This is a genomic window from Bradyrhizobium tropiciagri (assembly GCF_018130505.1).
Lineage (GTDB): Bacteria > Pseudomonadota > Alphaproteobacteria > Rhizobiales > Xanthobacteraceae > Bradyrhizobium > Bradyrhizobium tropiciagri_B.
In genome coordinates, this window is sequence record NZ_JAFCKH010000008.1 from 90,074 (window position 1) to 113,192 (window position 23,119).

The 23,119-nt window shown below is 64.5% G+C and carries 33 protein-coding genes and 1 pseudogene; 3 read left to right on the forward strand and 31 right to left on the reverse strand.

The features are described 5' to 3' along the window. The first annotated feature begins 46 nt into the window (after window positions 1–46). Window positions 47–1,126 (forward strand): phosphotransferase family protein, encoded by a 1,080-nt coding sequence (locus JQ633_RS20810; RefSeq protein WP_211986962.1) that lies wholly within the window; start codon window positions 47–49, stop codon window positions 1,124–1,126. Window positions 1,127–1,239: 113 nt separating this feature from the next. Then, window positions 1,240–2,367: a hypothetical protein gene (locus JQ633_RS20815; protein WP_211986963.1), complete on the forward strand. Its 1,128-nt coding sequence runs from the start codon at window positions 1,240–1,242 to the stop codon at window positions 2,365–2,367. 37 nt (window positions 2,368–2,404) lie between these two features. Here the strand turns inward: JQ633_RS20815 and JQ633_RS20820 are convergent. Next, window positions 2,405–2,716, reverse strand: a pseudogene (locus JQ633_RS20820) (DUF1330 domain-containing protein). Between the two features lie 5 nt (window positions 2,717–2,721). After that, on the reverse strand, window positions 2,722–3,516 hold the full coding sequence (locus JQ633_RS20825; RefSeq protein WP_211986964.1) for an SDR family NAD(P)-dependent oxidoreductase: 795 nt from the start codon (window positions 3,514–3,516) through the stop codon (window positions 2,722–2,724). 499 nt (window positions 3,517–4,015) lie between these two features. Here JQ633_RS20825 and JQ633_RS35540 point away from each other — a divergent pair, with 499 nt between their 5' ends. Next, window positions 4,016–5,911, forward strand: a complete 1,896-nt coding sequence (locus JQ633_RS35540; RefSeq protein WP_211986965.1) for a methyl-accepting chemotaxis protein — start codon at window positions 4,016–4,018, stop codon at window positions 5,909–5,911. Between the two features lie 62 nt (window positions 5,912–5,973). Here JQ633_RS35540 and rplQ read toward each other — a convergent pair whose 3' ends face one another. The 29 genes from rplQ to tuf all read right to left on the reverse strand — a co-directional run bounded on the left by rplQ (window position 5,974) and on the right by tuf (window position 23,112). Next, window positions 5,974–6,390, reverse strand: coding sequence for a 50S ribosomal protein L17 (gene rplQ / locus JQ633_RS20835; RefSeq protein WP_211986966.1), 417 nt, complete (start codon window positions 6,388–6,390; stop codon window positions 5,974–5,976). A gap of 168 nt (window positions 6,391–6,558) precedes the next feature. Next, window positions 6,559–7,587 carry a DNA-directed RNA polymerase subunit alpha gene (locus tag JQ633_RS20840; RefSeq protein ID WP_211986967.1) on the reverse strand — a complete coding sequence of 343 codons (1,029 nt, stop codon included), beginning with the start codon at window positions 7,585–7,587 and terminating at the stop codon, window positions 6,559–6,561. Between the two features lie 105 nt (window positions 7,588–7,692). Beyond that, window positions 7,693–8,082 carry a 30S ribosomal protein S11 gene (rpsK, locus tag JQ633_RS20845; protein WP_006021048.1) on the reverse strand — a complete coding sequence of 130 codons (390 nt, stop codon included), beginning with the start codon at window positions 8,080–8,082 and terminating at the stop codon, window positions 7,693–7,695. A 115-nt stretch (window positions 8,083–8,197) separates the two neighbouring features. Then, window positions 8,198–8,566 (reverse strand): 30S ribosomal protein S13, encoded by a 369-nt coding sequence (gene rpsM, locus JQ633_RS20850; protein WP_139484364.1) that lies wholly within the window; start codon window positions 8,564–8,566, stop codon window positions 8,198–8,200. A 189-nt stretch (window positions 8,567–8,755) separates the two neighbouring features. Beyond that, window positions 8,756–9,619: an adenylate kinase gene (locus JQ633_RS20855; RefSeq protein ID WP_211986968.1), complete on the reverse strand. Its 864-nt coding sequence runs from the start codon at window positions 9,617–9,619 to the stop codon at window positions 8,756–8,758. Then, the gene (locus JQ633_RS20860) at window positions 9,616–10,812 is read right to left on the reverse strand and encodes a preprotein translocase subunit SecY (RefSeq protein ID WP_211986969.1); all 1,197 of its coding nucleotides are present in this window, start codon (window positions 10,810–10,812) and stop codon (window positions 9,616–9,618) included. Before JQ633_RS20860 ends, JQ633_RS20855 begins: the two co-directional genes overlap by 4 nt. A gap of 16 nt (window positions 10,813–10,828) precedes the next feature. Then, window positions 10,829–12,160 carry a preprotein translocase subunit SecY gene (secY, locus tag JQ633_RS20865; protein WP_211986970.1) on the reverse strand — a complete coding sequence of 444 codons (1,332 nt, stop codon included), beginning with the start codon at window positions 12,158–12,160 and terminating at the stop codon, window positions 10,829–10,831. A gap of 144 nt (window positions 12,161–12,304) precedes the next feature. After that, window positions 12,305–12,790: a 50S ribosomal protein L15 gene (gene rplO / locus JQ633_RS20870; protein WP_211986971.1), complete on the reverse strand. Its 486-nt coding sequence runs from the start codon at window positions 12,788–12,790 to the stop codon at window positions 12,305–12,307. Window positions 12,791–12,812: 22 nt separating this feature from the next. Then, a complete protein-coding gene (gene rpmD / locus JQ633_RS20875) occupies window positions 12,813–13,004 on the reverse strand; it encodes a 50S ribosomal protein L30 (RefSeq protein ID WP_024578582.1) in 192 nt (63 codons plus the stop codon). 27 nt (window positions 13,005–13,031) lie between these two features. Continuing rightward, on the reverse strand, window positions 13,032–13,607 hold the full coding sequence (rpsE, locus tag JQ633_RS20880; RefSeq protein WP_021081649.1) for a 30S ribosomal protein S5: 576 nt from the start codon (window positions 13,605–13,607) through the stop codon (window positions 13,032–13,034). A gap of 58 nt (window positions 13,608–13,665) precedes the next feature. After that, window positions 13,666–14,025 (reverse strand): 50S ribosomal protein L18, encoded by a 360-nt coding sequence (rplR, locus tag JQ633_RS20885; RefSeq protein WP_194469562.1) that lies wholly within the window; start codon window positions 14,023–14,025, stop codon window positions 13,666–13,668. 11 nt (window positions 14,026–14,036) lie between these two features. Then, window positions 14,037–14,570, reverse strand: a complete 534-nt coding sequence (gene rplF, locus JQ633_RS20890) for a 50S ribosomal protein L6 (RefSeq protein WP_211986972.1) — start codon at window positions 14,568–14,570, stop codon at window positions 14,037–14,039. Window positions 14,571–14,584: 14 nt separating this feature from the next. Then, on the reverse strand, window positions 14,585–14,983 hold the full coding sequence (gene rpsH / locus JQ633_RS20895; protein ID WP_021081651.1) for a 30S ribosomal protein S8: 399 nt from the start codon (window positions 14,981–14,983) through the stop codon (window positions 14,585–14,587). Window positions 14,984–14,995: 12 nt separating this feature from the next. Then, window positions 14,996–15,301 (reverse strand): 30S ribosomal protein S14, encoded by a 306-nt coding sequence (gene rpsN, locus JQ633_RS20900; RefSeq protein ID WP_016843757.1) that lies wholly within the window; start codon window positions 15,299–15,301, stop codon window positions 14,996–14,998. A gap of 46 nt (window positions 15,302–15,347) precedes the next feature. Beyond that, window positions 15,348–15,905, reverse strand: coding sequence for a 50S ribosomal protein L5 (gene rplE / locus JQ633_RS20905; protein ID WP_050420398.1), 558 nt, complete (start codon window positions 15,903–15,905; stop codon window positions 15,348–15,350). Continuing rightward, complete coding sequence (rplX, locus tag JQ633_RS20910) at window positions 15,898–16,212, reverse strand: 50S ribosomal protein L24 (protein ID WP_211986973.1); 315 nt, start codon at window positions 16,210–16,212, stop codon at window positions 15,898–15,900. Before rplX ends, rplE begins: the two co-directional genes overlap by 8 nt. Beyond that, on the reverse strand, window positions 16,212–16,580 hold the full coding sequence (gene rplN, locus JQ633_RS20915; RefSeq protein ID WP_011473865.1) for a 50S ribosomal protein L14: 369 nt from the start codon (window positions 16,578–16,580) through the stop codon (window positions 16,212–16,214). Before rplN ends, rplX begins: the two co-directional genes overlap by 1 nt. 75 nt (window positions 16,581–16,655) lie before the next feature. Then, complete coding sequence (gene rpsQ, locus JQ633_RS20920) at window positions 16,656–16,904, reverse strand: 30S ribosomal protein S17 (protein WP_195784316.1); 249 nt, start codon at window positions 16,902–16,904, stop codon at window positions 16,656–16,658. Between the two features lie 10 nt (window positions 16,905–16,914). Further along, the gene (gene rpmC / locus JQ633_RS20925; RefSeq protein WP_211986974.1) at window positions 16,915–17,121 is read right to left on the reverse strand and encodes a 50S ribosomal protein L29; all 207 of its coding nucleotides are present in this window, start codon (window positions 17,119–17,121) and stop codon (window positions 16,915–16,917) included. 5 nt (window positions 17,122–17,126) lie between these two features. After that, window positions 17,127–17,540 (reverse strand): 50S ribosomal protein L16, encoded by a 414-nt coding sequence (gene rplP, locus JQ633_RS20930; RefSeq protein WP_016843752.1) that lies wholly within the window; start codon window positions 17,538–17,540, stop codon window positions 17,127–17,129. A gap of 30 nt (window positions 17,541–17,570) precedes the next feature. Further along, window positions 17,571–18,272, reverse strand: a complete 702-nt coding sequence (gene rpsC / locus JQ633_RS20935; protein ID WP_018272135.1) for a 30S ribosomal protein S3 — start codon at window positions 18,270–18,272, stop codon at window positions 17,571–17,573. A gap of 20 nt (window positions 18,273–18,292) precedes the next feature. Next, a complete protein-coding gene (rplV, locus tag JQ633_RS20940) occupies window positions 18,293–18,679 on the reverse strand; it encodes a 50S ribosomal protein L22 (RefSeq protein ID WP_066499414.1) in 387 nt (128 codons plus the stop codon). Between the two features lie 10 nt (window positions 18,680–18,689). Next, window positions 18,690–18,968 carry a 30S ribosomal protein S19 gene (gene rpsS / locus JQ633_RS20945; protein WP_024578574.1) on the reverse strand — a complete coding sequence of 93 codons (279 nt, stop codon included), beginning with the start codon at window positions 18,966–18,968 and terminating at the stop codon, window positions 18,690–18,692. A gap of 12 nt (window positions 18,969–18,980) precedes the next feature. Next, entirely contained in the window at window positions 18,981–19,814 is an 834-nt protein-coding gene (gene rplB / locus JQ633_RS20950) for a 50S ribosomal protein L2 (RefSeq protein ID WP_211986975.1), read from the reverse strand. Between the two features lie 12 nt (window positions 19,815–19,826). Continuing rightward, entirely contained in the window at window positions 19,827–20,126 is a 300-nt protein-coding gene (locus JQ633_RS20955) for a 50S ribosomal protein L23 (protein ID WP_211986976.1), read from the reverse strand. Continuing rightward, window positions 20,123–20,743, reverse strand: coding sequence for a 50S ribosomal protein L4 (rplD, locus tag JQ633_RS20960; RefSeq protein WP_211986977.1), 621 nt, complete (start codon window positions 20,741–20,743; stop codon window positions 20,123–20,125). Before rplD ends, JQ633_RS20955 begins: the two co-directional genes overlap by 4 nt. Window position 20,744: 1 nt before the next feature. Continuing rightward, entirely contained in the window at window positions 20,745–21,464 is a 720-nt protein-coding gene (gene rplC, locus JQ633_RS20965) for a 50S ribosomal protein L3 (protein WP_211986978.1), read from the reverse strand. A gap of 54 nt (window positions 21,465–21,518) precedes the next feature. Further along, window positions 21,519–21,827, reverse strand: a complete 309-nt coding sequence (gene rpsJ, locus JQ633_RS20970) for a 30S ribosomal protein S10 (protein WP_002712302.1) — start codon at window positions 21,825–21,827, stop codon at window positions 21,519–21,521. A 94-nt stretch (window positions 21,828–21,921) separates the two neighbouring features. Next, complete coding sequence (gene tuf, locus JQ633_RS20975) at window positions 21,922–23,112, reverse strand: elongation factor Tu (RefSeq protein WP_211986979.1); 1,191 nt, start codon at window positions 23,110–23,112, stop codon at window positions 21,922–21,924. Window positions 23,113–23,119 lie beyond the last annotated feature (7 nt).

Here is a 23,119-nt window from a genome sequence, read left to right on the forward strand (position 1 = left end):
AGCGGCTGGAGCGGCGGTGAACCCCGATGGGGATGGGAGGATGCCGATGAGTTTGCTCACGGCCGATCCGTCGCGGATCGATCCGCAGTGGATGACGCGGGCGCTGCGTGAAGCCGGTGCGATCGACCAGGTCAGGGTCATCGACCTCGCCTGCGCGCCGGTCGGCAACGGCCTTGTCGGAGACAGTTATCGATTTCGCCTGACCTATGACGGTGTCGAGCCGAAAGCGCCGGCAAGCGTCATCGGCAAATTCCCGGCCGTGGACCCGGACAGCCGCCGCTCCGGCTCCGCGCACGTTCTCTACGTCCGCGAGGTCGCGTTCTATCGCGAGCTGGCGACCACCGTTGCAATTCACACACCCCGCCCGATCCTCGCCGAGATCGATCCCGAGACCGACGACTTCACGCTGATCCTGGAGGATCTGGCGCCCGCGCGCCATGGTGACCAACTCGCCGGCTGCGCGATCGCCGACTGCCGGACGGCGATGGCCGAAGCCGCCGCCCTGCATGCCCCGCGATGGAACGATCCGACCCTCAACTCGGTGCATTGCTTTGCGACAGTAGCAAGCAGGCGCGCGGATATCCGTGCGAAATTGCCCGCCATCATCGGTCACTACAAGGACCGCTATCGCGGCGTGATCGAGCCGGAATTCCTGGCGCTGATCGACAGGCTTGCCGATACGATACCGCGCTATCAGTCGGATCAATCGACGCCGCGAACCTTGCAACATGCGGACTTCCGGCTGGACAACATGCTGTTCGAGGTGCGGGGCAATAGCCATCCGATGGCGACGCTGGATTGGCAGACGCTCACGGTTGGAGCGGGAATCGTTGACGTCGCCTACTTCCTCTCGGCCGGCATCGATCCGTCGGAACGGCGGCTTCATGAAGCCGACCTGGTGCGGTTCTATCATTCGGAGCTGCTCCGTCGCGGCGTGCGGGACTATGGCTGGGAGCATTGCTGGCACGATTATCAGCGCTACACGCTGCATGGGATCATGATGGGCGTCGTCTCCGCGCTCAGCGTGCAGCGTTCCGAGCGCGGCGATGCCCTGTTCCTGAAAATGACTCGCGGCGCCTGCGCGCAAGCGCTGGATCACGACAGTTTTGCATACTGGCAGGACTAAAGCGCGATGAGATCGTCATCGCGCTTGGGCTCTTTGTTTGAGCATGATCTTTCCGGGAAACCCCTTCACACTTTTCCGGATCATGCTCCAGGGAACATCGAAAGGGACCTTGCGTGCTCAACAAACTCGACGACTTCCCGATCCATCAGACGCCGGAGCCGATCGCGGTGCCCGTCACCAGCGACCGCAACGTCTATGACCGGACCTGGTTCAACGGCTACACGGCCGACGGCGCGTACTATTTCGGCATCGGCATCGCGATCTACCCGCACCGCAAGATCCTCGATTGCGCCTTCAGCGTCGTGGAGCGTGGCGGACGACAACACTGCTTCTACGGGTCGCGACGGGCGCCGATCGAACGCACCGAGATGCAGGTCGGCCCGTTTCGGCTGGAGGTCCTCGAACCGATGCTGCGGACCCGCGTCGTGCTCGAAGACAACGCGACCGGCCTCGCCTGCGACCTGACCTTCTCCGCACGCACGGCGGCAATCCAGGAGGCGCGCCAGACGCTCTGGTCGGGCGACCGCCGCGCCATGGACTCGACCCGGTTCGATCAATTCGGACGCTGGCGCGGCGTCATCAGCCACCCCGATGGCGAGATCAAGGTCGACGATCAATCATGCTACGGCACCAAGGATCGCTCCTGGGGCGTCCGCAATGTCGGCGAACGCGACGTCGGCGGCGCGCCGATGCCGCCGCCGAGCGTGTTCTTCCTGTGGGCACCGCTGTTCTGGGACGACCACATCTCGCATGCCATCTTCTTCGACGGCACGCGCGGCGAGGCGCTGGTCCGCGAGGGCATCACCGCGCCGCTCTACGGAAGCGAGGGTGACGTTCCCGGCGTCGTCGACGGGCTCGACCGCCGCATGGCAACCGCGCGGCATCGCGTGACATACGTCCCGAACACCCGCCTCGCACAATCCGCCGAAATCGACCTTGTCGACATCGACGGCCGGACGAGCACCATCGCGCTCGACCCGATCCTCAAATTCCAGATGAAGGGCCTCGGCTACGGTCATCCGCAATGGGGCCAGGGCATGTGGAAGGGAGAGCTGGAGATCGGCGGCGAGTCGTTCGATCCTTCGACGCTCGACCCGCTCGCCCGGGAGAACGTGCACGTGCAGCAAGTCGTGCGCGCTCGCCAGGGCGAAAAAACGGGAGTTGGCGTGCTGGAACACCTGTGCTTCGGCCCCTACCGCCCGGCCGGCTTCAGCGAGTTTCTCGACGGCGCCAAGGGCTAACGAGACAAGGCCTAGCGCGGCAACAAGGGAAATCCGCTCATGGACGCGCCTCCTCGATCGGCGGCACGCCATCGACGAACATCAACCGACGGTCCAGTGCGGACCGCCGGTGCTCGAGCGCCTAGGCATATTCGGCCGAAGCCTACCATTCGCGCGCTCTCGCCATCGTCGGGAATTCGACGATGACGATGGTCTTGAGCGGCGGGCCGCCCTCCACCAGCTCGGCGGCGCCGCCACGCACAATGTAGCGGCCGCCGTAGCGTTCAATCGTCTTCGCCGCCAGCGTACGATAGGCCTCGAACGCGGCAGCGTCCCGCGTCTCGACCTCAGAGATCACATAGGCCGGCACGCGGCTTACGCGATCGTGTTGACGATGCCGCCCTCGGCGCGCAGCGCGGCGCCGTTGGTCGCAGCTGCTTCCCGGGAGCAGACATAGACGACCATGTTGGCGATCTCCTCGGGGGTGGCGAAGCGCTGCAGGATCGAGGTCGGGCGGTGCTGCTTGACGAACTTGGTCGCCGCTTCCTCAAGCGACTCGCCGTTCTGCCGGGCCAGATCCTTGACGAAGGTCTCGACGCCCTCCGACATGGTCGGCCCGGGCAGAACCGAATTCACGGTAACGGCGGTGCCGCGGGTCAGCTCCGCGAGCCCGCGCGAGATCGCGAGCTGCGCGGTCTTGGTCATGCCGTACTGGATCATCTCGGTCGGAATGTTGAGCCCGGACTCCGATGAAATGAAGACAATGCGGCCCCAGTTGCGCTTCAGCATGCCCTGCATGTAGCCGCGCGACAGCCGCACGCCCGACATCACGTTGGTGTCGAAGTAGCGGCTCCAGTCCTCATCGGGGATATCGAAGAACGGTTTCGCCTCGTAGATACCGGTATTGTTGACGAGGATATCGGCCTGCGGCAGCGCGGTGAGCAGCGCCTTGCAGCCTTCCGACGTCGAGACGTCGGCGGCGATGCCGCGGACCTTTGCACCTGGCAGCTCCTTGCCGATTTCCGCGACGGTGGCGTCGACCTTGGCCTGGCCGCGCCCGTTGACGACGACCTCCGCCCCGGTCGCGGCAAGGCCTCTTGCGATGGCTTTGCCGATGCCTGCGGTCGAGCCGGTCACCAACGCGGTCTTTCCGGAAAGGTCGATTTTCATTTGGGAGGTCTCCTGTTGACTGCCAGCCATATTTGGATGCGCGCGCGGTCGCGCAACAGTTCATGACACACGGCAGCTGCGCAAATTCACCGCAGGCGCCGACCGGCATTTCAGCACCGCCGGCGTGCCGACGACAGATCATGGGCAGCAAGCATGATCGTGGTCGGCCATTTTGCCGCAAGCGATCTTTCGTAAATGAATCGTCTCGCGCACCATCATCCAATCTTCATATGAAACATCGCGTGCGCGCGAATTGCCTTCACACATTGTCAATGCCGCGACTGTAAGTCGTCGGCGCAAATAGCCTGAGTAACTCAAGCTATTGTTCGGCAACCGGACGCGGGCCTCCCCTCCAGCGATAACGACGTCCGGAGCTTTGCGACTGACAGGAATGCATCACATGCGCGCTATCTCCAGGACGAAACGGCTTGCCGCCGTCATCCTGAAACGACTTCGCCCCAGCCTCAAAAGCCAGATCGCAATGCTTGGAATCGGCGGGGTGGCGATCGTCAGCGTCACCTCCCTCGGCGGCCTCGATTACGTCACGCGCGTCCAGCATGAATCCGACGGCAGCATGCGGTTCAGGACACAACTGTCCGAACTGTCCGATGGCTTTCTGGAGACGCAGCAGATCGCGGCACGCTTCCTGAAGTCGCGCGACGAGGGATTGGCGAAAAAACTCGGCGATCGTGTCGCGGACGAGGTGCTGCTGCTCGACAAGCTCGAAGCTTTCGCGGCGACGGCGCCGGACGGCGATCCGATCCGCCAGGTCGCATCCCTGCGCAGCGGCATCAATCTCTATGCGACGCGCTTCCAGAACATCGTCGGCGCGCAGCGCGTGCTGGGGTTGAACCCGAACGATGGCTTGCAGGGCAAGCTGCGCAGCGCCGCCCAGCAGTTCGAGGCGAGAGTTGCACAGCTCGATCAGCCGCATTTGACGGTTCTGCTGCTGACGATGCGTCGCCTCGAAAAGGATTTTGCCCTCAGCGGTGAGGAGCGGTTCGGCGACCAGCTCAACGATCGCGAGTCCGAATTCGAGACCGCGCTGGCGGCGTCGACGCTGAAGGCGGATGTGAAGGCCGAGGTCCTCGGCCTCGCCCGCGCCTACAAGCTCGCTTTTGCCGGCTTCCTCGTCTCGCGCCAGACGCTGGACGACCAGATGGACGATCTCGGCCAGATCTTCGATCGGACCCGGCCGATGCTGCTCAAGGTCGCCGATGCGGCCAATTCGCGCGCCGAGTTCGCGCAGCGGCGGGCCGATGACGTCAGGTTGACGCTGGTCTGGGCGATCGGCCTCACCGCATTCGCCCTCACCCTGCTTGCCGTGCTGTTCGGCCGTCGCGTGGCGGGCCTGATCAGCCGGATGAGCGCGGCGATGCACCGGCTGGCGGAAGGACAGTTCGACGTCATCCTGCCCGGCCTCGACCGCACGGACGAGATCGGTGGCATGGCGCGGGCCGTCGAGAGCCTGAAGACCAAAGCGGAGGAGAAGGCGCGCCTCGAGCTCGATGCGCGGCTGGAGGAAGACCGCCGCGCGGCCGGCCGGCACAAGGCCGAACTGGCGCGGCTGGCCTCGGCCTTCGAGGCCAGCGCCGGCAACGTCATCGCGACGGTTTCGGCGGCATCGGAGGAGCTGGCTTCGTCCGCCCGCGACCTGAGCGACACCGCCCATCACACCCAGGACCTCTCGGCCAACGTCGCGGCCGCTTCGGAAGAAGCCTCCGACAACGTCGTTCGCGTTGCGGCCGCCACCGAACAGATGATCGCCTCGGCTGCCGAGATCGGCCGCCAGGTCGGCGAATCCGCCGGCATCGCCAGCGAAGCCGTCCGGCAGGCCAGACAGACCGACGACCGGATGGCGCAGCTCGCGGCCGCCGCCGATCGCATCGGCGATGTGGTGCAGCTGATCGCCGCGATCGCGCGGCAGACCAACCTGCTGGCGCTGAACGCGACCATCGAGGCGGCGCGGGCCGGAGCCGCGGGCTCGGGATTCGCGGTGGTCGCGCAGGAGGTCAAGACGCTGGCGCGGCAGACCGCGGAAGCCACCGAGGACATCCGCGCGCAGATCGCCGGCATCCAGGCCGCGACGCGCGAGTCCGCCGGTGCGATCAGCGACATCGCCGGCATCATCGGCCGGATCTCCGAGATCGCCTCGCACGTGGCACAGGCCATCGAGGCGCAAGGCGGCGCGACGCGGAGCATTGCCGAGAGCGTTCAGATCGCCTCGGAGCGAACCTCGCAGGTGGCCGTCAGCATCGGCCAGGTCGCGAGCGGCGCCTCGCGGACCGGCGATGCCTCCTCGCAGGTGCTGAGTTCGGCAAGGCTGTTGTCGGACAGCAACGGCCGCCTGAAGCAGGAGCTCGATAACTTCATCGCCACCATCCGCGCGGGCTAAGCCGGAACAAACAAAAACGGCGCCCGAAGGCGCCGTTTTCCAAACTGTGGCTCGAGACCGGCTTACGCCGCCTCGGATTCCGTCTCCTGGACCGGACCGGAGTCCTGGCCCTTGGCGTCGACGTCGCGGTCGACGAACTCGATCACCGCCATCGCGGCGTTGTCGCCGTAGCGGAAGCCGGCCTTGATGATGCGGGTGTAGCCGCCCTGGCGGTCCTTGTAGCGGGGCGCCAGCACGTCGAACAGCTTCTTGACCTGGTCGACGTCGCGCATCTCGGAAATCGCCTGGCGGCGCAGAGCGAGGCCGCCCTTCTTGCCGAGGGTAACGAGCTTCTCGACGATGGGCCGCAGCTCCTTGGCCTTCGGCAGCGTGGTGACGATCTGCTCGTGCTTGATCAGCGCAGCGCACATGTTGGCGAACATCGCGCGGCGATGCTCGGCGGTGCGGTTGAGCTTCCGATGAACCTTGCCGTGACGCATTGACTTATTCCTTCAAGTTGTACTTGCCGCGACGGTTCGTCGGACATGTTGCTCAGGTGGGCTGCCTGCGTTCGCCCGGGTGTCATTCCGGGATGGTGCGTCAGCACCAGACCCGGAATCTCGAGGTTCCGGGTTCGATGCTGCGCATCGCCCCGGAACGACAATTGCTCAGTAGTGATCCTCGAAGCGCTTGGCCAGCTCGTCGATGTTCTCCGGCGGCCAGCCCGGCACTTCCATGCCGAGGTGCAGACCCATCTGGGCCAGCACTTCCTTGATCTCGTTCAGCGACTTGCGGCCGAAGTTCGGGGTGCGGAGCATTTCCGCTTCCGACTTCTGCACGAGGTCGCCGATGTAGACGATGTTGTCGTTCTTCAGGCAGTTTGCCGAACGCACCGAGAGCTCGAGCTCGTCGACCTTCTTGAGGAAGGCCGGGTTGAAGGCGAGATCCGGAATGATCTCCTGCGTGACTTCCTTGCGCGGCTCTTCGAAGTTGACGAACACGTTGAGCTGATCCTGCAGGATGCGCGCGGCATAGGCCACCGCGTCATCGGGCGTGATCGCGCCGTTGGTCTCGATCGTCATGGTCAGCTTGTCGTAGTCGAGGATCTGGCCCTCGCGGGTGTTCTCGACCTTGTAGGAGACCTTGCGGACCGGCGAGAACAGGCTGTCGACCGGGATCAGGCCGATCGGCGCGTCCTCGGGACGGTTGCGCTCGGCGGCGACATAGCCCTTGCCGGTGGTGACCGTGAACTCCATGCGGATCTCGGCGCCGTCGTCCAGCGTGCAGAGCTGCAGGTCGGGATTGAGCACCGTGATGTCGCCGACGGTCTGGATGTCGCCGGCGGTGACCGCGCCGGGACCCTGCTTCTTCACGACCATGCGCTTCGGGCCTTCGCCCTGCATCTTGATCGAGATGTCCTTGATGTTGAGCACGATGTCGGTGACGTCCTCACGGACGCCGGCGATCGAGGAGAACTCGTGCAGCACGCCGTCGATGTGCACCGACTGCACCGCTGCGCCCTGCAGCGAGGACAGCAGGATGCGGCGCAGCGCGTTGCCGAGCGTCTGGCCGAAGCCACGCTCGAGCGGCTCGGCGACGATGGTGGCGAAGCGGGTCGCGTCCGAGCCGGGCGTCACCTGCAGCTTGTTCGGTCGAATGAGCTCTTGCCAATTCTTTTGGATCGTCACTGTTTTCACCCATGGGCCAGCGCGTGAACGAAGCTGGCGTTGGAGATCGCGGAACAGTCCGCGCGGTCAATTCCAAACGATCGCAGGGCGGCACAGGGCCGCCCGCGACAAAGATCAGACGCGCCGGCGCTTGCGCGGACGGCAGCCGTTGTGCGGGATCGTGGTCACGTCACGGATCGAGGTGACGGTGAAGCCCGCAGCCTGCAGCGCGCGAAGCGCCGATTCACGGCCCGAACCCGGGCCGGCCACTTCAACCTCCAGCGTGCGCATGCCGTGTTCCTGCGCCTTCTTGGAGACGTCTTCCGCCGCGACCTGCGCGGCATACGGGGTCGACTTGCGCGAGCCCTTGAAGCCCATCGTGCCGGCCGACGACCAGGCGATGGTGTTGCCCTGCGCGTCGGTGATGGTGATGGTCGTGTTGTTGAACGACGAATTCACGTGCGCGATGCCGGAGGCGATGTTCTTGCGTTCGCGGCGGCGTACGCGGGTGGCTTCCTTGCCCATTTCAAACCTTTCCTGTGATCTCAAGCGCCGCCGTAGTGCCAGCGGCTACACCTCAAAACGCAAATGGCGAGTAGCGAACGTTCCTTCGCTACCCCCCACCTGCAATTCGCAAAACTTACTTCTTCTTGCCGGCGATCGCCTTGGCCGGCCCCTTGCGCGTGCGCGCATTGGTGTGGGTGCGCTGGCCGCGCACCGGCAGACCGCGGCGATGCCGCAGGCCGCGATAGCAGCCGAGGTCCATCAGCCGCTTGATGTTGATGCCGACCTCGCGACGGAGGTCGCCCTCGACCAGATAGTCGCGGTCGATCACTTCGCGGATCTGCAGGACTTCCTGGTCGGTCAACTGGCTGACGCGACGATCCAGCGGGATCTTGACCTTCTCGATGATGTCGGCCGCGTTCTTCTGGCCGATGCCATGGATGTACTGAAGCGCGATCAGCACGCGCTTGTTGGTGGGAATGTTGACGCCGGCAATACGGGCCACGGACTTCTCTCCTGTCGCCGATCCCTTACGGATACGGGCTGCTCAAGTTCTTGCTGTTGCGGGCATGTGTCCACAAACGCGAACACGACGCCCTCCCCTCATATCCTTCGGGGCCCGGCATCGTCATAAAACTATCCGACTTGGATGCGGGGCTTATTAAAGGATTCATGTCGGTTTCGTCAACCGCTCCTAACGCTTAGCGCGCTTTTTTGCGGCCTTTTTTGCGCCCTTGGCGGGCTTTGCCCCCTTCCGGGCACTGGCGCCGCGCGTGGCCTTTTTTGCAGCCTTTTTGGCTGACTTTTTGACCGATTTCTTCGCCGATTTGGCCTTGGAGGCCTTCCTGGCGGCCTTCGGAGCCGATTTGGCGGTCTTTTTGGCCGGCTTGGCGGTCTTCCTGGCCTTTTTGGTGCTCTTCCTGGCTGCCCTCACAGCCCCTTTTGCCGGCTCATCAGCCTTGGGTTCCAGCGCGCCGATCGCGCCGAGGATTCGGTTGATGTCGCGGGTGACGTGCTCGATGGTCATCATGCCGTCGACGGTCAGGAGCTTCCGCCGCTCGGAATAATAGTGAATCAGCGGCTCGGTCATCGAGCGGTACTGCGCGAGGCGCTTGGTCAGCACCTCGGGGGTGTCGTCGAGGCGGACCTCCTCGCCCCGTGCGCGGGTCTCCTCGGCGCGCTTCTCGACCCGGTCGAGCAGCGCGCTCTCGTTGACGCGCAGTTCGACCACGGCATCGAGCTTGAGGTGCTTCTTCCTGAGCAGCTCGTCGAGGGCTTCGGCCTGCGGAACGGTGCGCGGGAAGCCGTCGAGGATGAACCCCTTCTTGGCGTCGGGCAGCTCGATACGGTCAGCAATGATCCCGACCACAACCTCGTCGGGAACCAGCCCGCCATTGGCCATGATCTCCTTGGCCTGCAGGCCGATCGGGGTGCCCGCGGCGACGGCGGCGCGCAGCATCTCGCCGGTGGAGAGCTGGACGATGCCGTGCTTGTGGACCAGCCGCTGCGCCTGGGTGCCCTTGCCCGAGCCCGGCGGCCCCAGAAGAATCAGTCTCATATGCGTTCGCCCCCATTGGTGAGCGATAGATCGCGCACCTGCTTTTTCAGATCAAGAATAGTGCAAACCACAATCAGCAACGAACCACCACCAAAGTTATAGGGTAGCACCGTCCCGCTTGCCAACTGGACCGCCGGAATCAGCGATACCGCCACGAGGTAGACGGCTCCGACGACGGTCGTCAACGACGCGATGCGGTCGAGATGGTCGGCGGTTGCGTCCCCCGGCGCCACACCCGGGATGGTGCCGCCATGGGCCTGCAGGGTCGCGGCGGCTTGCTCGGGATCGAGCACGCGGGCCGTATAGATGAAGGCGAGTACGAAGACCGCGATGGAGACGAGGCCGATGTAGAGCGGCTTTGCGTAGCTCAGCTGCGCATAGGCCGCCGCCAGCCACGGCGTCTGTCCGAACACGGCCGCCGCGAGCGCCAGCGGCAGATTGATGATCCACGGCGCCACGGTGACCGGGATCAGGAAGCCGGCGCTGTTGAGCTTGATCGGCAGCACCGCGGCGCGCGGGGCAAACACCCGCTTGCCGACCTGGCGCGCGGCGTACTGCACCGGCACGTTGCGCCGCGCGGATTCGACGAGGACGACGAGCACCACCAGCGCAATCGAGAGCACGACGTTGAACAGCACGAGGTTGCCGGTGACGGCGCCCTGTCGCAGCAGCTCGATGGTCCCGGCGATCTCCGCCGGGAGCGCCGTGACGATGCCGACACTCATGATCAGCGCGAGGCCGTTGCCGACGCCGTGCCGGGTGATCAGTTCGCTGAGCCAGACCAGGACGAACACGCCGCCGACCAGCGTTGCGATGGTGGCGAGCACGAACCAGTCGCCCGGCTCGACGACGAGGCCGCGAATGTTCTGCAAGGCGGACGCGATTCCGAAGGCCTGGAACGCAGCCAGCAGCAGCGTCAGGATCAACGTGTAACGCGCGATGGCGCGGCGGCCGGCCTCGCCGGATCGCTCGAGTGCGCTCAGCCTGCCCCACACCACCGAGACGAGCTGGATGATGATCGCGGCGCTGAGATAAGGGAGGATGGAGAGCGAAAAGATCGAGAGCCGCGCGATCGCGTCCGGCCGAAACACGGCTGATTGCGGCGACAGGCCCGCGACCGGGATGGAGAAGCCGAGCCTGAAAATAAGCAGCGCGCCGATCGTGATTGCGATGCGGCGCGCCAATTCGCTCATTTGTCGGAGGTGCCCATCATCTACGGCGTCCGCGCAGCTTCGATTTGCGGATCAGGCCCTCATACTGGTGGGCCAGCAGATAGCCCTGCACCTGCGCCACCGTATCCATCGTCACGCTGACGACGATCAGCAGCGAAGTGCCGCCGAAGTAGAACGGCACCGAAGCGTAGGAGATCAGGATTTCCGGGATCAGACAGACGATCGCCAGATAGATAGCGCCGAGCACCGTGATGCGCGACAGCACGTAGTCGATGTATTCGGCGGTGCGCTCGCCGGGCCGGATGCCCGGAATGAAGCCGCCATGCTTCTTCAGATTGTCCGCGGTCTCGGTCGGGTTGAACACGATCGCGGTGTAGAAGAACGCGAAGAACACGATCAGCGCGAGATACATGAACAGGAACAGCGGCCGGCCGTGGCTGAGCTGGGTGGTGATCCACTGGAACCACTCCGGGCCCTTGCCGGCGTTGAAGTTCGCGACCGTGGTCGGCAGCAGCAGCAGCGACGAGGCGAAGATCGGCGGGATCACGCCCGAGGTGTTCAGCTTGAGCGGCAGATGCGAGGACTGGCCCTCGAACATCTTGTTGCCGACCTGGCGCTTCGGATACTGGATCAGCAGCCGGCGCTGGGCGCGCTCCATGAACACGATGAAGGCGATCACGGCGACCGCCATGATGATGACGATCAGGATCAGGCCGGTCGACATCGCGCCCTGGCGGCCGAGCTCCAGCATGTTGGCGAGCGCCGCGGGCAGCTCGGCGACGATGCCGGACAGGATGATCAGCGAGATGCCGTTGCCGATGCCGCGCGAGGTGATCTGCTCGCCGAGCCACATCAGGAACATGGTGCCGCCGGTCAGCGTGATCGTGGTCGAGAGGCGGAAGAACATGCCGGGGTCGCTGACGACATTGCCGGCGCCCTCGAGGCCGATCGCGATGCCGTAGGACTGGAACGCGGCCAGGATCACGGTCAAATAGCGCGTGTACTGGTTCAGCGTCTTGCGGCCCGCCTCGCCTTCCTTCTTCAGCGCCTCGAGCTGCGGCGACACGGTGGTCAACAGCTGAACGATGATCGACGCCGAGATGTACGGCATGATGTTCAGCGCGAAGATCGCCATGCGGTGGATGCCGCCGCCGGCGAACATGTTGAACATGCCGAGGATGCCGCCGGACTGGCTGCGGAACACCTGCTCCCAGATGTTGGGATCGATGCCCGGCAGCGGGATGTAGGTCCCGAGCCGATAAACAAGCAGCGCACCCAGCGTGAACCAGATGCGCTTCTTCAGCTCCTCGGCTTTCGCCAGCTGTCCGAAATTGAGGTTGGCGGCAAGTTGTTCGGCTGCTGAGACCATTGTTTCGGCTTTCTCCCGGAGCCCCCTCGCCGACGTCCCCTCAGGGCCGTCGGCCGACACCGGACATTATCTGGTGCTCGGCTCCGATAAGTCCATCGTTCGATCGGCGGATGCCCGCGCGGTGCGCGGGCAATGACGCAGATGTTACGCCGCCTCGCCTTCGTCCTTGGCGGGGGCCAGGATCTTGACCGAGCCGCCAGCCTTTTCGACCGCGGCAATGGCCGACTTGGAGGCACCGTACACCTCGATGGTCAGCTTGGTCTTGATCTCGCCGCGGCCGAGCAGCCGGACGCCGTCCTTGGCGCGGCGCAGCACGCCGGCCTTGACCAGCGACTCCGCGTTCACGGTCGCGCTCGGATCGACCAGCTTGCTGTCGATCGCGTCCTGCAGACGGTCGAGATTGATCTCGGCGAAGTCGAGCCGGAAGATGTTGTTGAAGCCGCGCTTGGGCAGACGGCGATGCATCGGCATCTGGCCGCCTTCGAAACCCTTGATGCGGACGCCCGAACGCGCGGTCTGGCCCTTGCCGCCGCGGCCCGAGGTCTTGCCCTTGCCGGAACCGATGCCACGGCCGACGCGCATCCGCTTCTTGCGGGCGCCGGCGTTGTCGGCGATATCGCTGAGCTTCATCGCCCTTCTCCTTATACCTTGCTTACTCGCCGACGACGCGGACGAGATGCTGAACCTTGCTGATCATGCCGCGAACTTCAGGAGTGTCCTGCAGCTCGGCAACCCGGCCGATCTTGTTGAGCTTGAGGCCGATCAGCGTCGAACGCTGCGAGTGATGGCGGCGGATTGCGCTGCCGGTCTGCTCGACCTTGATCGTCTTGCTGGCCTTGGCCATGACTTATGACTCCAGATATCGCGCGGGTTATTCCGCCACCACTTCGGCGTCGCCGCCGACGCGGCGCGACTGCAGGGTGGAGACCTTGATGTTGCGGCGCGCCGCCACCGAGCGCGGCGAATCCTGATGCTTCAGCGCGTCGAAGGTGGCGCGAACCATGTTGTAGGGGTTCGACGAACCGATCGACTTCGCCACCACGTCCTGGATGCCGAGCGTCTCGAACACCGCGCGCATCGGGCCGCCGGCGATGATGCCGGTACCGGCCGGAGCCGTACGCAGGTAGACGCGGCCGGCGCCGTGACGGCCGGCGACGTCGTGATGCAGCGTGCGGCCTTCACGAAGCGCGACGCGCGTCAGGTTGCGCTTGGCCGATTCGGTCGCCTTGCGGATCGCCTCGGGCACTTCGCGCGCCTTGCCGTGGCCGAAACCGACCCGGCCCTTCTGGTCGCCAATCACGACCAGCGCCGCGAAACCAAAGCGCTTGCCGCCCTTGACGACCTTCGCCACGCGATTGATGTGGACGAGCTTGTCGACGAACTCGCTGTCGCGCTCCTCGCGCTCCCTGCTCCGTTCGCGGCCGCCGCGTTCGCGTTCACCTGCCATGGTGTTTTCCAATCTCTAGGAGGCTTGCGCCTCTTTCCTCGTAATCGTTCAATTCGGTTTAGAAGCTGAGCCCGCCCTCGCGCGCCGCATCGGCGAGCGCCTTGACGCGCCCGTGATAGATGTACGCGCCGCGATCGAACACGACTTCCTTGACGCCCTTCTGCGCAGCACGCTCGGCGAGCAGCTTGCCGACCGCCTTGGCCGCATCGATGTCGGCGCCGGTCTTGCCGGCATCGCGCATCGACTTCTCCAGCGACGAGGCCGAGGCCAGCGTCTCGCCCTTCTGGTCGTCGATGACCTGGGCGTAGATGTGCTTGGACGAGCGGAACACCGACAGCCGCGGACGGCCGCCTGCCGAGCGGCGAAGCGCAAGGCGCACGCGCTGCTTGCGCCGGGCATTCGTAACCTTGAGTGACATGACCGGCTCCGTTACTTCTTCTTGCCTTCCTTGCGGAAGATGAATTCGTTGGCGTACTTCACGCCCTTGCCCTTGTAGGGCTCCGGCGGACGGTAGGCGCGGATCTCGGCCGCGACCTGGCCGACGCGCTGCGGATCGTTGCCGGTGATCGTGATCTCGGTCGGCTTCGGCACCGCGATGGTGATGCCTTCCGGGATCGCGTAGACCACGTCGTGGCTGTAGCCGAGCGCGAGCTGCAGGTTCTTGCCCTGCATCGCGGCGCGGTAGCCGACGCCGGTGATCTCGAGCTTCTTCTCGAAGCCCTTGGTGACGCCCTCGACCAGGTTGGCGACCTGGGCGCGCGCGGTGCCGTACAGCGCCTGCGCGCGGTTGGTCTTGACGCGCGGAGCGACCTTGACCTGACCGTTCTCGAACTTCACCTCGACGTCGTCATGCACGACGAACTGAAGCTGGCCCTTCGGCCCCTTCATCTTCACCGTCTGGCCTTCCACGGTCGCCGTCACACCCGACGGGATCGCCACCGGCCTTTTGCCGATACGTGACATCGTAAATTCCTTCCTCAGAACACCGTGAAGAGAACTTCGCCGCCCACGTTCGCGTCGCGCGCCTCGTGGTCAGCCATGATTCCCTTCGGCGTCGACAACACCGAAATGCCGAGACCGTTGTTCACGCGCGGCAGGTTCTTCACCGAGGCGTAAACGCGGCGGCCGGGCTTCGACACCCGCTCGATCTCGCGGATGACGGGCTCGCCGTCGAAATACTTCAGCTCGATCTCGAGCTCGCTGCGGCCCGAGGCATGCTCGACGCTGGCGTAGCCGCGGATGTAGCCCTCGGACTTCAGCACTTCGAGCACGTTGGCGCGCATCTTCGAGCCCGGGCTCGAGACCTTGGACTTCGAGCGCATCTGCGCATTGCGGATGCGGGTGATGAGATCGGAGATCGGATCGTGCGTAGACATGTTCCGCCCTCCTTACCAGCTCGACTTCACGAGCCCGGGAACCAGGCCCTTGGAGCCGAGTTCACGCAGCGCGATACGCGAGAGCTTGTTCTTGCGATAGTTCGAGCGCGGGCGCCCGGTCAGCTCGCAACGGTTGCGGATGCGCGTCGGCGACGAGTTGCGCGGCATCTCGGCGAGCTTCAGCGTCGCCGCGAAGCGCTCTTCCATCGGCTTGGTCTTGTCGGCGATGATCGCCTTCAGCTTCTCGCGACGCGGGCCGGCGTTCTTCGCCATCCGCTTGCGCCGGTTGTTCTTCTCGACTGAACTCTTCTTTGCCATGCTTGGCTCCTGGGTATCCGCGTTTGAGTGGCTTTGTCTCAGCTACTCACTGCCGGAACGGGAAATTGAAAGCGGTCAACAAGGCACGCGCCTCGTCGTCGGTCTTGGCGGTGGTGCACACCGTGATGTCCATACCGCGGGCTTCCGAGACCTTGTCGAAGTCGATCTCGGGGAAAATGATGTGCTCCTTGATGCCGAGCGAATAGTTGCCACGGCCGTCGAAGCTCTTCGGGTTCAGGCCGCGGAAGTCGCGGACGCGGGGCAGCGCCACGTTCACCAGGCGGTCGATGAACTCGTACATATGGGCCTTGCGCAGCGTGACCTTGCAGCCGATCGGCTGGTTCTCACGCAGCTTGAAGGTCGCGATCGCGATCCGCGAATAGGTCACGATGGCCTTCTGGCCGGCGATCTGGGTCAGTTCGGCAGCGGCGGTCTCGGCCTTCTTGCGGTCGTTGACGGAATCGCCGACGCCCATGTTGAGCACGACCTTGTCCAGGCGCGGAACCTGCATCACGTTGGCATAACCGAACTTCTCGGTCATCATGCCGCGGATCTTCTTGTCATACTCCGCGCGCAGGCGCGGCGTGTAAGCTGTATCAGCCATCGATCTCTGCTCCCGTGCTCTTGGCAACACGGACCTTCTTGCCATCGGCCTGAATCTTGAACCCGATGCGGGTCGGCTTGCCGTCCTTGCCGACATACGCGATGTTGGACAGGTGGACCGGCGCTTCCTTGGAGATGATGCCGCCTTCCTGGGTCTGGCTCTGCTTCTGGTGACGCTTCACCATGTTGACGCCGCGCACCAGGGCCTTGTTCTCGTCCGGACGCACCTCGAACACCTCGCCGGTCCGGCCCTTGTCGCGGCCGGTCAGCACGATCACCTTGTCGCCCTTGCGGATCTTGGCAGCCATCACAGCACCTCCGGCGCGAGCGAAATGATCTTCATGTGGTTCTTGGCACGCAGCTCGCGCGGCACCGGCCCGAAGATACGGGTGCCGACCGGCTCCGACTGATTGTTGATCAGCACGGCGGCGTTGCGGTCGAAGCGGATCACCGAACCGTCGGCGCGGCGGATGTCCTTGCGGACCCGCACCACGACGGCCTTCATGACGTCGCCCTTCTTTACCTTGCCACGCGGGATGGCTTCCTTGATCGACACAACGATAACGTCGCCCACGGTGGCATAGCGGCGCTTGGAGCCTCCAAGAACCTTGATGCACATGACACGGCGTGCGCCAGAATTATCGGCCACGTCGAGGTTGGTCTGCATCTGAATCATTGATGCACCTCGTCCTCTTTCTGCGCTTTAGCGCGCTCAAAATTTCCCTGAAAACCTTCGGTCAAGCCGAAGCAATCAGGCCGTTTTCTTGTGTTCGCCCCGGACCACGGTCCAGCGCTTCAGCTTCGAGATCGGCTTCGATTCCTCGATCCACACCATGTCGCCCGGCTTGAACTCGTTGCTCTCGTCGTGCGCGTGGTAGTTCTTGGAACGGCGGATCGTCTTCTTGTAGATCGGGTGGGTGAAGCGGCGATCGACGCGCACCACGATTGTCTTGGCTTGCTTGTCGCTGACGACCACGCCCTGCAGAGTACGTTTCGGCATAGCTGGCCCCTTACTTCTTCTTCGCGCGCAGCTGCGCGGAGATGGTCTTGATACGAGCGATGTCGCGGCGGGCTTCCCGCATCCGCGAGGTGTTCTCCAGCTGCCCGGTGGCGCGCTGGAAGCGCAGGTTGAAGCGTTCCTTCTTCAGATTGAGGATCGCGTCTTCACGCTGGTCGTCGCTCATCGCTTTAATGTCTTCAACTTTCATCTCGGCCATGGCGATTACTCCGCAATGCGCGCAACGAAGCGCGTCTTGATCGGCAGCTTGGCGGCGGCCAGCGACAGCGCTTCCTTGGCGGTCTGCACCGGCACGCCGTCGATCTCGAACATCACGCGGCCCGGCTTGATCCGGACCACCCACAATTCGGGCGCGCCCTTGCCGGAGCCCATGCGGACTTCGGCCGGCTTCTTCGACACCGGCACGTCCGGGAACACGCGGATCCAGACGCGGCCGGCGCGCTTCATGTGACGGGTCAGCGCGCGGCGGGCGGCTTCGATCTGACGGGCGGTGACGCGCTCAGGCTCCATCGCCTTCAGGCCGAACTGGCCGAACGCCAACGTCGCGCCAGAGGTCGCAACGCCGTGGATACGGCCCTTATGCGCCTTCCGGAACTTCGTTTTCTTAGGTTGCATCATGGCTTTAAGCCCTCAAATTCCTGCTTTGCCTCAAGCGGCGTCGCGGCGCGAACGCGGCGTGTTGTCGCCCTCGGCCATCTTCTTGTCCTGGGCCATCGGATCGTGCTCGAGGATCTCGCCCTTGAAGATCCAGACCTTGACGCCGCAGGTGCCGAAGGTCGTGAACGCGGTGGCGACGCCGTAGTCGACGTCGGCGCGCAGCGTGTGCAACGGCACGCGGCCTTCGCGGTACCACTCCATGCGCGCGATTTCGGCGCCGCCGAGACGGCCCGAGCAGTTGATGCGGATGCCCTCGGCGCCGAGACGCATCGCCGACTGCACGGCGCGCTTCATGGCGCGGCGGAACGCAACGCGGCGCTCCAGCTGCTGGGCGATCGATTCGGCGACCAGGGTCGCGTCGAGCTCCGGCTTGCGGATTTCGACGATGTTGATCACGACGTCCGACGAGGTGATGTCGGCAACCTTCTTGCGCAGCTTGTCGATGTCGGCGCCCTTCTTGCCGATCACGACGCCCGGACGGGCGGAGTGGATCGTCACGCGGCACTTCTTGTGCGGACGCTCGATCACGATGCGCGCGACGGCAGCCTGCTTGAGCTCCTTGTGCAGGATCTCGCGGATCTTGACGTCCTCATGCAGCAGCTTGCCGTATTCCTGCTTGCCGGCGAACCAACGGGAGTCCCAGGTCCGGTTGATGCCGAGACGCAGCCCGATTGGATTGATCTTTTGACCCATCGTCTTCTCCTGCGCCCTTCTTAAGCGCTTGCCTCGGCCTCGACCTGACGAACCACGATGGTCAGGTGCGAGAACGGTTTGTACACACGGCCCGAACGGCCACGGCCGCGCGGAGCAAAACGCTTCATCACGATGCCATTGCCGACATGCGCCTCGGCGACGACGAGATCGTCGACCTCGAGGTCATGGTTGTTCTCGGCGTTGGCGATCGCCGATTCCAGGCACTTCTTGACGTCGACCGCGATCCGCTTGCGCGAGAACTGCAGGTCAGCGAGCGCAGCCGAGGCCTTGCGGCCGCGGATCAGCTGCGCCACCAGGTTAAGCTTCTGCGGGCTGACGCGCAGCATGCGGGCGACGGCCTTGGCCTCATTGTCCGCGAGGCTACGTTCGCGCTTTGGTTTGCTCATCGTCTATTCCTCAAGCCTTCTTGGCTTTCTTGTCGCCCGAGTGGCCGTGGAAGGTCCGGGTCGGCGAGAACTCGCCGAACTTGTGACCCACCATTTCCTCGTTGATCGCCACCGGCACATGCTTGTGGCCGTTGTAGACGCCGAACGTCAGGCCGACGAACTGCGGCAGGATGGTCGAGCGGCGGCTCCAGATCTTGATGACGTCGTGACGGCCGGACGCGCGGGCGGCATCTGCCTTCTTGAGCAGAGAACCCTCGACGAACGGGCCTTTCCAGACTGAACGAACCATGTCCGGCGTTCCTTACTTCTTCCGCTTGTGGCGGCTGAGGAGAATGAATTTGTTGGTCGACTTGTTGGTGCGGGTCTTCTTGCCCTTGGTCGGCTTGCCCCACGGAGTAACCGGGTGGCGACCGCCCGAGGTACGACCTTCACCACCGCCGTGCGGGTGATCGATCGGGTTCATGACGACGCCGCGGTTGTGCGGACGCCAGCCGAGCCAGCGGGTACGACCGGCCTTGCCGATCGAGATGTTCATGTGATCCGGGTTCGAGACCGCGCCGATCGTGCCGCGGCAACGGCCGTGCACCAGGCGCTGCTCGCCCGAGTTCAGGCGGACGATCACGTAGTCCTGGTCGCGGCCGACGATCTGGGCGTAGGTGCCGGCGGAGCGCGCCAGCTGGCCGCCCTTGCCGATCTTCAGCTCGATGTTATGCACGATCGTGCCGACCGGCATGTTGCCGAGCGGCATGACGTTGCCCGGCTTCACGTCGACATAGTTGCCCGCGACGACGGTGTCGCCGGCGGCCAGGCGCTGCGGCGCCAGGATGTAGGCCAGTTCGCCGTCCTGATACTTGATCAGCGCGATGAAGGCGGTGCGGTTCGGATCATACTCCAGCCGCTCCACGATCGCCGGCATGTCCACCTTGTCGCGGCGGAAGTCGACGGTGCGGTAGGCCTTCTTGTGGCCGCCGCCGCGGAAGCGCACGGTGATGCGACCGGTGTTGTTGCGGCCGCCGTTGCCGAGCTTGCCCTCGGTCAGCGCCTTCACCGGTTTGCCCTTGTAGAGCGCCGAACGATCGACCATCACCAGCTGGCGCTGGCCCGGCGTCGTGGGATTGTAGGTTTTCAATGCCATCGTCGTTGCGCCTTATAGTCCGGTAGTCACGTCGATGCGGTGGCCCTCTTCCAGGGTCACGATCGCGCGCTTGGTATCCGACTGCGAGCCGAGATTACCGCGGAACACCTTGGTCTTGCCCTTGCGGACGAGCGTGTTGACGCTCTTCACCTTGACGTCGAACAGCTTCTCGACCGCTTCCTTGATCTGCGGCTTGGTCGCCTTGCCGGCGACCTTGAACATCACCTTGTTGTGCTCGGAGGCGAGTGTCGCCTTTTCGGTCACGACAGGGGCGACGATCACGTCGTAATGGCGCGGGTCGATATTCTTCATTTGAAGCGCGCCTCCAGCGCATCAACCGCAGCCTTGGTCAGCACCAGCTTCTGGCGGCGGAGAATGTCATAGACGTTGATGCCCTGGATCGGCAGCACGTCGATGTTCGGAATGTTGCGGGCCGCGGTCGCGAAACCGGCGTGCACCTCGGTGCCGTCGATGATCAGCGCGTTGGTCAGGCCGAGGCCGGAGAAGTGACCGAGCAGAGCCTTGGTCTTGGCGGCCTCCAGCTGCGCATCAGCGATCACGATCAGCCCACCGTCCTTGGCCTTGGCCGACAGCGCATGCTTCAGCGCGAGCGCGCGCACCTTCTTCGGCAGGTCGGTCGCGTGCGAGCGAACCACCGGACCGAACGCACGGCCACCGCCGCGGAACTGCGGCACGCGAGCCGAGCCGTGACGGGCGCCGCCGGTGCCCTTCTGCTTGTACATCTTCTTGCCGGTGCGCCAGATCTCGGCGCGGCCCTTGGCCTTGTGGGTGCCGGCCTGGCGCTTGTTCAGCTGCCACTGCACGCAGCGCTGGATGATGTCGGCGCGCGGCTCGAGCCCGAAGATCGCGTCCGAGAGCTCGACGGATCCAGCGTCCTTGCCTTCAAGGGTCGTGACTTTCAGTTCCATCTCACGCGCCCTCCGTCTCGGCGGCAGCCTCGGCACCCTCGCCGCCGGCAACCTTGAACTTGCCGGGCTTCGGGGCTTCCTTCGGCAGCGGCTTCTTGATCGCATCGCGCACCGAGATCCAGCCGCCCTTGGAGCCGGGAACGGCGCCTTCGACGAGGATCAGGCCGCGCTCGACGTCGGTCGAGACCACGCGCAGGTTGAGCGTGGTAATGCGGTCGACGCCCATGTGACCGGGCATCTTCTTGTTCTTCCAGGTCTTGCCGGGGTCCTGACGGCCACCGGTCGAACCGATCGAGCGGTGCGAGATCGACACACCGTGGGTGGCGCGCAGACCGCCGAAATTCCAGCGCTTCATGCCGCCGGCGAAACCCTTACCGATCGAGGTGCCGGTGACGTCGACGAACTGGCCGACCACGAAATGGTCCGCCTGGATCTCCGCGCCGACCGGGATCAGCGCGTCCTCGGACACGCGGAACTCGGCGACCTTGCGCTTGGGCTCGACCTTGGCGACCGCGAACTGGCCGCGTTCGGCCTTGGGCATGTAAACGGTCTTGCGGGCGCCAGAGCCGAGCTGAAGGGCGACATAGCCGTTCTTCTCGGTGGTGCGGTGGCCCAGCACCTGGCAGTTGCCCAGCTTCAGCACGGTCACAGGGATATGCTCGCCGGTCTCCGTAAAGACCCGCGTCATCCCGACCTTCTGTGCGATCACTCCGGAGCGCATCGGCGTGCTTCCTGTCTTTCTGTCCGCAAGCGGCGGACGTAAAAATCCAAAACCTTAGAGCTTGATCTCGACGTCGACGCCGGCGGCCAGGTCGAGCTTCATCAGCGCATCGACGGTCTGCGGGGTCGGGTCGACAATGTCGAGGAGGCGCTTGTGGGTGCGCATCTCGAATTGCTCGCGGCTCTTCTTGTCAACGTGCGGCGAACGGTTGACGGTGAACTTCTCGATGCGGGTCGGCAGCGGAATGGGACCGCGAACCTGCGCACCGGTGCGCTTCGCCGTGTTCACGATCTCACGGGTCGACGTATCGAGGATTCGATGGTCGAACGCCTTGAGCCGGATGCGAATGTTTTGGCCGTTCATTGCCGTATCTCTTTCTTCGTCGCTTACCTGCGAATAGCGGGTGGTGAGCGGCGGGTGGGCGAACCCACCCGCTGCAATCTCGATTGATCCACCGTTACTCGATGATGGCGGCGACGACGCCGGCGCCGACGGTGCGGCCGCCTTCGCGGATCGCGAAGCGCAGCTTCTCTTCCATCGCGATCGGCACGATCAGGTGCACTTCCATCGCGATGTTGTCGCCCGGCATCACCATCTCGGTGCCTTCCGGCAGATGCACGACACCGGTCACGTCGGTGGTGCGGAAGTAGAACTGCGGACGGTAGTTGGTGAAGAACGGGGTGTGACGGCCGCCCTCTTCCTTGGTGAGGATGTAGGCCTCAGCCTTGAACTTGGTGTGCGGCTTGACCGAACCCGGCTTGCAGAGCACCTGGCCGCGCTCGACTTCCTCGCGCTTGGTGCCGCGGAGCAGCGCACCGATGTTGTCGCCGGCCTGGCCCTGATCGAGCAGCTTGCGGAACATTTCGACGCCGGTGACGATGGTCTTCTGGGTGTCGCGGATACCGACGATCTCGATTTCCTCGCCGACCTTGATCACGCCGCGCTCGACACGGCCGGTGACGACGGTGCCGCGGCCCGAGATCGAGAACACGTCTTCAACCGGCATCAGGAACGGCTGGTCGATCGGACGCTCCGGCTGCGGGATGTACTCGTCGACATTCTTCATCAGCTCGAGGATGGCGTCGTGGCCGAGCTTCTTGTCCTTGTCTTCGAGGGCGGCGAGCGCCGAGCCCTTGATGATCGGAATGGTGTCGCCCGGGAATTCGTAGCGCGAGAGCAGCTCGCGGACTTCGAGCTCGACGAGCTCGAGCAGCTCCGGATCGTCGACCATGTCGCACTTGTTGAGGAACACGACGAGCGCGGGCACGCCGACCTGGCGGGCGAGCAGGATGTGCTCGCGGGTCTGCGGCATCGGGCCGTCAGCGGCCGACACGACCAGGATCGCACCGTCCATCTGGGCGGCGCCGGTGATCATGTTCTTCACGTAGTCGGCGTGGCCGGGGCAGTCGACGTGAGCGTAGTGACGGTTGGTCGTCTCGTACTCGACGTGCGCGGTCGAAATGGTGATGCCGCGGGCCTTCTCTTCCGGCGCCTTGTCGATCTGGTCGTAGGCAGTGAACGTCGCGCCGCCGGTTTCTGCGAGCACCTTGGTGATCGCTGCGGTCAGCGAGGTCTTGCCATGGTCGACGTGACCGATGGTGCCGATGTTGCAGTGGGGCTTGTTACGTTCGAATTTAGCTTTGGCCATTTGACTC